Origin of the sequence: Burkholderia sp. WTPI3 (assembly GCF_021483755.1) — a bacterium.
Classification (GTDB): domain Bacteria; phylum Pseudomonadota; class Gammaproteobacteria; order Burkholderiales; family Burkholderiaceae; genus Burkholderia.
Genome location: NZ_JAGIXF010000161.1, coordinates 1 through 7,309, shown reverse-complemented (window position 1 = coordinate 7,309; position 7,309 = coordinate 1). Strand labels below are relative to the sequence as shown.

Annotated in this window: 6 protein-coding genes; 4 read left to right on the top strand and 2 right to left on the bottom strand. The window is 66.9% G+C overall.

Translation table 11 applies throughout. The features are described 5' to 3' along the window. Together J7024_RS35795 and J7024_RS35790 are read left to right on the top strand one after the other, a co-directional pair. The coding region (locus J7024_RS35795; protein WP_234745956.1) for a transcriptional regulator at window positions 1–490 on the top strand (490 nt) is incomplete at its 5' end. A gap of 160 nt (window positions 491–650) precedes the next feature. Then, window positions 651–3,143 carry a DUF6600 domain-containing protein gene (locus tag J7024_RS35790; RefSeq protein WP_124829315.1) on the top strand — a complete coding sequence of 831 codons (2,493 nt, stop codon included), beginning with the start codon at window positions 651–653 and terminating at the stop codon, window positions 3,141–3,143. Window positions 3,144–3,250: 107 nt separating this feature from the next. On the opposite strand, the gene J7024_RS35785 is transcribed toward J7024_RS35790, so the two are convergent. After that, on the bottom strand, window positions 3,251–4,222 hold the full coding sequence (locus J7024_RS35785) for a thymidylate synthase (protein ID WP_124829316.1): 972 nt from the start codon (window positions 4,220–4,222) through the stop codon (window positions 3,251–3,253). A gap of 41 nt (window positions 4,223–4,263) precedes the next feature. Continuing rightward, window positions 4,264–5,661 (bottom strand): sigma-54 dependent transcriptional regulator, encoded by a 1,398-nt coding sequence (locus J7024_RS35780; RefSeq protein ID WP_175761262.1) that lies wholly within the window; start codon window positions 5,659–5,661, stop codon window positions 4,264–4,266. A 593-nt stretch (window positions 5,662–6,254) separates the two neighbouring features. On the opposite strand from J7024_RS35780, the gene J7024_RS35775 reads away from it, so the two are divergent. Together J7024_RS35775 and J7024_RS35770 are read left to right on the top strand one after the other, a co-directional pair. Further along, a complete protein-coding gene (locus J7024_RS35775; RefSeq protein WP_311768338.1) occupies window positions 6,255–6,491 on the top strand; it encodes a hypothetical protein in 237 nt (78 codons plus the stop codon). A 270-nt stretch (window positions 6,492–6,761) separates the two neighbouring features. Then, window positions 6,762–7,262 (top strand): dihydrofolate reductase, encoded by a 501-nt coding sequence (locus J7024_RS35770; protein WP_124829319.1) that lies wholly within the window; start codon window positions 6,762–6,764, stop codon window positions 7,260–7,262. Window positions 7,263–7,309: the final 47 nt, after the last annotated feature.

Genomic DNA, 7,309 nt, shown 5'->3' with positions numbered 1-7,309 from the left:
GCACCGCTACTACCGGCTCGCATCGGCCGACATCGCGGCATCGCTCGAAGCGCTCGCGTACGTCGCGCGCGCAGCTGCTCCGCATCGCCCGGTACCGCCGCCATCGCGCACGGTGCCGGCAGAGTTGCGCTATGCGCGCACCTGCTACGACCACATGGCCGGCGAACTGGCGGTCCGGATCTTCGACGGACTCACCGCGCGCGGCTGGCTGCAGGCAAACGGCGACGAGATCGCGACCACCGAGCTCGGCACGCAGGCGCTCGCGCGCTGGGGCATCGACGTCGAGCAGCAACGCGCGCGCCGGCGCCGCTTCGCATGCGGCTGTCTCGACTGGAGCGAGCGCCGCGCACATCTCGGCGGCGCACTCGGTGCGGCGCTGCTAGACAGCTTCTGCGCGCACGGCTGGATCGAGCGCACCGCGCGACCGCGCGTGCTGCGCGTCACCGTGCCCGGTCAGCAGATTTTCGACGAGTGGCTTACGTCCGTTTGACACGCGCCTTGCGCCGTACGACAACGGCGCCCGATGGACAGGTTTTGTTACATCGCAAGCCATTCGACTTACAAAACACCGAGCATTGAAACAGGCCCAGCGGATATTGTGAACTGGACGGCACGAATCGACGCGCCGCGCCTACGACAAGACGCTCAACATGGCCTCCCTGTTCAAGCTGAAGCGAACCGCCCGCTGCATCCTGCTCGCATTTCTCGCACTGGCTACCGTGCCCCCCGTATTCGCGCAATCGACCACAGCGGCACCGTATGCGGCCGCTCCCCGGCAATCGGGCGGCGACCCGCCCGGCCGCGTCGCCAGACTCAACTACCTGTCGGGCGCGGTGACGACGGAGCCCGCAGGCACCGATACGTGGTCGTACGCCGCCGTGAACCGACCGCTGACCACTGGCGATCAATTGTGGAACGACGCCGACGCGCGCTCGGAACTGCACATCGGCTCGACGGCTGTGCGGCTTGGCGCCTCGACGAGCCTGTCCGTGCTGAACCTGGACGACACGACGACGCAGCTCAAGGTCGGCCTCGGCACGGTATCGACGCACGTGCGCGAGTTGCCGTCCGGCGCCTCTTATGAACTCGACACGCCCAACCTCGCGCTCGGCATCGGCGGCCCCGGCGACTATCGCGTCGACGTCGCGCCGAACGGCACGAGCACGACGGTGACCGTGCGCAGCGGCACGGCGACCGTCTACGGCAGCAACGGGTGGTATCCGCTGTCGTCCGGGCAGCAGGTCGTGTTCACCGGCACCGACCTGCAGGTCGCGCAACAGTCGGCGGTGCCCCGCCCCGATCCGCTCGACCAGTGGGCCGCCAGCCGCGACGCGGCCGAGGAACGCTCGGTGTCGGCCCGCTACGTGTCGCGCGACATCCCCGGCTATCAGGATCTCGACGCGAACGGCACATGGCGGGAAACCCCGAATTACGGCGCGGTCTGGGTGCCGAACGACACGCCGGCCGACTGGGCGCCCTATCACGACGGGCACTGGATCTGGCAGGCGCCGTGGGGCTGGACGTGGGTCGACGACGCCCCGTGGGGCTTCGCTCCGTATCACTACGGACGCTGGGCCTATGTCGACGACAGTTGGGCGTGGGTGCCCGGCGCAATGGCCGTCAGCCAGCCGCCCGTCTACGCCCCGGCACTCGTCGCGTTCGTGGGCGGTGGTGGTGGCCCCGACTGGAGCGTCGCGCTGACGATCGGCGGCGTCGCCGCGGCCGGCTGCGCATGGTTCGCGCTCGGCCCGGGTGAAGCGTGGCATCCGGGCTGGGGCGGCTGGAGCCCGCATTACTACGATCGCGTGAACCGGAACATCGTGGTGAACAACGTCACGGTGAACAAGACCGTCAACGTGACGAACATCACCAACATCAACAAGACGTACGTGAACTTCCGCGCGCCGCATGCGATCACGGCCGTGCCGGCGTCGGCGTTCGTGCACGGCCAGCCTGTCGCACACTTCTCGCAGCACGTCGATCCGCGGCAATGGCGCAATGCACACGTGATGCCCGGTACGCCCGGCATCGCGCCGGTGCGTCAGAGCTTTACCGGGGCATTGCGCACCGCCAGCTACCGTCCGCCGGCGGCGATCGGACAGCACCCGTTCGTCGCGACCCGGAATCCGGCCGTCCCGGCGGCCTATCGCGACCAGGCCGCCGCGCATCTCGCCCGGCATGGCGAGCACGTGCCGGGCGCGGGTGCGCCGGTCGTGAAGACGACCGTGCCGTCCGACTATACGGCGCGCCAAGTCCACATGCCGGGCGATCCGAAAGGTGGCGCATGGGCGATGCGCAACGTGCAGCTCGTGAATCCGCACGGCCCCGTCGTGCAGCCGGCTCACGCGCCGCGCGAAGGCCAGCCGGCCCGCATCCAGGCTCAGGCACCGGCCGCGCGGCCGGGTATGCCGATGAAGGTCATGGCGAACGTTGCGCGGCCCGCGAACGGTACGGCACCCGATGCAGCACGCTTTGCAAACGACGGCGCATCGCAGCCGCCGGGCCGCGAGACCCCGCATTCGGCATTCGCGCCCGGCAACCCCGTCCCGCACCCGCCGACGGCCGGCAGCGGTCCGGACGAACGCGGCACCCCGCATGCGGCCGCCTGGATGCAACCGCACACGGCCATGGAACGTCAGCGCCCGACGCCGCCGACCGCGTTGCACGCGGCGGGACAGAACGCGCTGCCGCCCGTGCGCAGCGCGGCGCCGGTGCCGCATCCGGAAAACACACCTGGCACCCAACCCGGCATGCGCCAGGAGATGCCGCGCGCGTTGCCGCAACCGCGACTCGACACCACCGCGCAGATTCCGCAACCGCGGCCGCGCCCCGATTTCGCGGCGCCAGCCCAGCATTCGCAGCCGCGACCGGAGCGGGCGGCCCCTGCGCTGCAATCGCGCCCCGAATTTGCGCGACCGACACAGCACCACGAAGTCGCGCCGCCGCGCGTGAACGAGTACCGCCCGCCTGCGCCCGCCGTGCATCCCATGCCACGACCGCAGCCGCCGGCACCGCGTATCGAGCCGCGACCGTCGATACCCGCGCCACACATGGAAACGCGGCCGCAGCCGGCACCGCACGTCGAAGCACCGCACCACGGCAGTCCGCCGGCCGGCGGTCACGAGGAACACCGCCGTCCGTGACCGTCGTCCGACAAAGCAAAAAGGCCCGGCCGGCTGATGCCGGTCGGGCCTTCATCCTGATGCCGGGCGGGACTCGCGTGTTCCGCGCCGCCCGGGCCGGCGGGTTGTCAGACCGCCATCGGCGCGGTCAGCGGCTCATGGTGCCGATAACCGACGAGCGAGAAATCGGACGGTTCGATCTGCTCGAGCCATTCAGGCGCATACACACGCGTCTTCGCGTACTCCGGCACGCGCTCGGCGATCTCGAGCCGCGGGCTCTCGTACGGCTCGCGCGTGAGCTGCTGTTGCAGCATGTCGAGCTGATTCTCGTAGATGTGCGCGTCGCCGATGAAATACGTGAACCAGCGCGGCGTGTAGCCCGTCAGCCGGCCGACCAGCGCCAGCAGTGCGGCCCCTTCGGTCAGGTTGAACGGCGTGCCGAGCCCGACGTCATTGCTGCGGATGTACAGGCACAGCGAAATCTCGCGCTTCGCGACGTTCGGCAGGAACTGGTACAGCAGATGGCACGCGGGCAGCGCGATCTGATCGAGCACCGCCGGATTCCATGCATGAAACAGAATACGGCGGTCGGACGGGTTTTCCATGATCGTGTCGAGACACTGGCGCAACTGGTCGATCGCCTTGTACAGCAGCACCTTCGGTGCACTGTCCTCGTCGAAACGCGTGACGATCCGGAAACCGCGGCGCGTCGCGTCGGCGATCTGCGCGTCGGCGCCTGCATCGAGCACCTTGTAACCGGGCCACTGGCGCCATTGCACGCCGTACACGTCGCCCAGATCGTCGACGCCCTGGCGATACGGGTTCGCGAGCCACTGCGCATTGTCGTTCGCGTTCGCGTCCCATACCTTGCAGCCGAGCGCGCGGAAATCGGCCGCGCTGCGCGATGCCCGCAGAAAACCGACCAGCTCGCCGACTGCGGACTTGAACGCGAGCTTCTTGGTCGTCACGGCCGGGAAACCTTGCTGAAGGTCGAAACGCAGCATCGCACCGGGCATGCTGATGGTGCGGATGCCCGTGCGGTTCTCCTGCCAGGTGCCGGTGTCGAGGATGGTGCGAACGAGATCGAGGTACTGTTTCATGCGGGTTCCTTCGGCCGCGAGGGCGGCCGTACCCGCCAATTTTAGCAAGCGTGCCGCGGAACCTCCGGCAACGGCGCGGAAAACCCTGCCAGCGTGTCGCCGCGATCGCGCATTCCGTGCGCGCACATCAGCCGGTAGAGCGTGACGCGCGACACGCCGAGTTCGCGTGCGGCATCGGCGAAACGGCCGCGATGCCGCAACAGCGCCTGCTCGATCGCCTGCCGTTCGGCCGCCTCCCGCGCCTCCGTCAGCGACACGGGCGCGAGCATCGCGAACTCGTTCAGCTCGAGATCGGCCGCGGTAATCATCCGTCCCTCGGACATCACGATCGCCCGACGCACGCGGTTGATCAGCTCGCGCACGTTGCCCGGCCACGGATAGCCGTACAGCGCGGCGATCGCATCCGGCGAGAAACCGCGCAGGCGGCGATGCGCATCGCCCTTGAAACGCTCGAGCATGTGGCGCGCCAGCACCTCGATATCCTTGCCGCGCGCACGCAGCGGCGGCTCCTCGATCTTCAGCACACACAGGCGGTGGAACAGGTCCTCGCGGAAACGCCCTTCGCGCAGCGCCGCCTCCATGTCCACGTGGGTCGCGCAGATCACGCGCACGTCGATCGGCACCGATACGTGCGCGCCAAGCCGCTCGATCTTGCCTTCCTGCAGGAAGCGCAGCAGGCTCGCCTGGCTTTCGAGCGGCAGGTCGCCGATCTCGTCGAGAAACAGCGTGCCGCCATTGGCCGCTTCGACGCGGCCGATCTTGCGCTGATTCGCCCCCGTAAACGCACCGCGCTCATAGCCGAACAGTTCGGCCTGCAGCAGGGTCGACGGGATGGCACCGCAGTTGATCGCGACGAACGGCGCGTGCGCGCGCGACGAGCGCTCGTGAATCGCGACGGCCGTCAGCTCCTTGCCCGTGCCCGATTCGCCGGAAATAAATACCGGTGCATCGGTCGTCGCGACGCGCCGGATCGTCTTGAACAGCCCGAGCATCGCGTCGCAGGTGCCGACCATCTCGCCTTCGGCGCGCCCGGCGCCGACCGGCGACGCCACCGGATCGGTCAGTGCGACCATCCCGTGCGCATGGCCGACCGTCTCGACGATTCGCGCGGTTTCGTACGGCATCGTCACGTAGTCGAAGCAATAGTCACGAATCAGGTGCCGCAGCGTGGCGTCCTGCAATTGGCCGCGCAGCGTCGCAGCGATCCAGCCGATGTGCTGAATGCTCAGACACGCTTCGAGTTCGCGCAGGTCCGCGGGCCTGAAACCCGGCGAAAAATCGAGCAGGCCGGCAGATGCAACGCCGTGCTGCACGACGCGCCGCACGTCGCGTGCGGTCTCCGCAAGATCGACACGCCATCCGCATTCGTCGAAATGTCCGCGCAACGCGTCGTTCGGTTCGCGCGAAAAATAGATCACATGCCGCTGCTCGGCTCGCATATGCACACCCCGTTCATCAACCGTCTAACGATTGCCGCGCACGCGAAATCACGTGCGAAAAGGATCAAATCGGGTCAGCCGAAGCGGCTCGATTCGCCATGTCCATACGCGGCAACGACATGCCTCGGATGATGGCGCTTGTTTCGCGTCCAGTTATTTTTTTGATCAAGACAGCTTAGTTATAGGCGCCGAATACGACAAACCAATTGCAGCGCACGTGGGCGAGCGGCCGAATCGCTCTGCGGTCGATACAGGTCAATCATCTGCACATAGCACACGGGCAGTGACATCTTCCCGTATCGACACATGCGCCGATTTTCATCCTTGCGGCGTGGTGATTGAATCCGCAGTATTCCCGAGCCCCATCGTTTCATGCCTGAAACATTTTTCGGCGTTTTCGACCGTGATTCGCAATGCTCACGAGCGAGTCGCAGATGCGACAACGCTCCTCGAGCGATGGCATGCATTTCGCTGAATGAGTAACAGATCGGAGAGCGCCGACCATGCGAAAAATCCCTTTACTTTCTTTCCTGCCCGCTGCGATTGCGCTCGCAGCGGCCTGCCCGTTCATACCGGCATACGCGGGCGAAAGCATGATGCCTGGTCATGCGACGCTGCTTGCCGAAAGCACGCTGAACGCACGACAGGAAGACGAATTCGGCATCATGTTCGTCGCGGCGCCGCAACCGCTTTCCTCCGACAAGTCCTCGGTGACGCTGTGGGACGAAATCGCACCGCCCGCCCGGCTGCCGATGCCGATTCCCGCACCACGCCCCGGTGACATGCAGCATGCGATGGAAGGAGGCGCAGGAAACCAGCCGCATCAATGATGCGCATGCGATTTCGCATCCCCGACATTCGATGAGGATTACATATCGATTGATTTCGTCATGGACGAACCCCGAGTCGCATCCCGCATCGTCGACGCAACCACGCGCACCTTTTTCGTGCCCGTCCCCCGGCGGGCACTCTTTTTGTTCGGGGCATCGCCGTCGCGCATGCTAGAACGCGAACACCGCTGCCAGCCCGCGCCGCATCCGGCACAACTTGCCGTTCCGGTAGAATCGGCGCCATTGCGATTCCCCCTTTTCCCGACTCTCATGACGACGTTGACCCTGATCGTCGCGCGTGCCCGCAACGGCATCATCGGCCGCGACAACCAGTTGCCCTGGAAACTTCCCGAGGACCTCGCGTTCTTCAAGCGCATGACGATGGGTGCGCCGATCGTGATGGGCCGCAAGACCCACGAGTCGATCGGCCGTCCGCTGCCGGGCCGCCGCAACATCGTCGTCACACGCGACGCAGCGCGCCGCTTCGATGGCTGCGACACCGTCACGTCCCTCGCCGACGCGCTCGCGCTCGCTGCGCGCGATGGCGTGCCCGAAGCATTCCTGATCGGCGGGGCTCAGCTCTATATGGAAGGCCTAGCGCTCGCGGACAAGCTGGTCGTCACCGAGATCGATGCGGATTTCGACGGCGACGCGTCGTTCCCCGCGCCCGATCCCGCGCACTGGCACGAAGTGTCGCGCGACCCGCACCAGGCTGCCGCGCCGAACACGTTCGGCTATGCGTTCGTCGTCTACGCGCGCAAGCACGGCTGACGCGCAAAGCGACGCGACGCGTAATGAAAAAGCCCGACCGGCTCGCG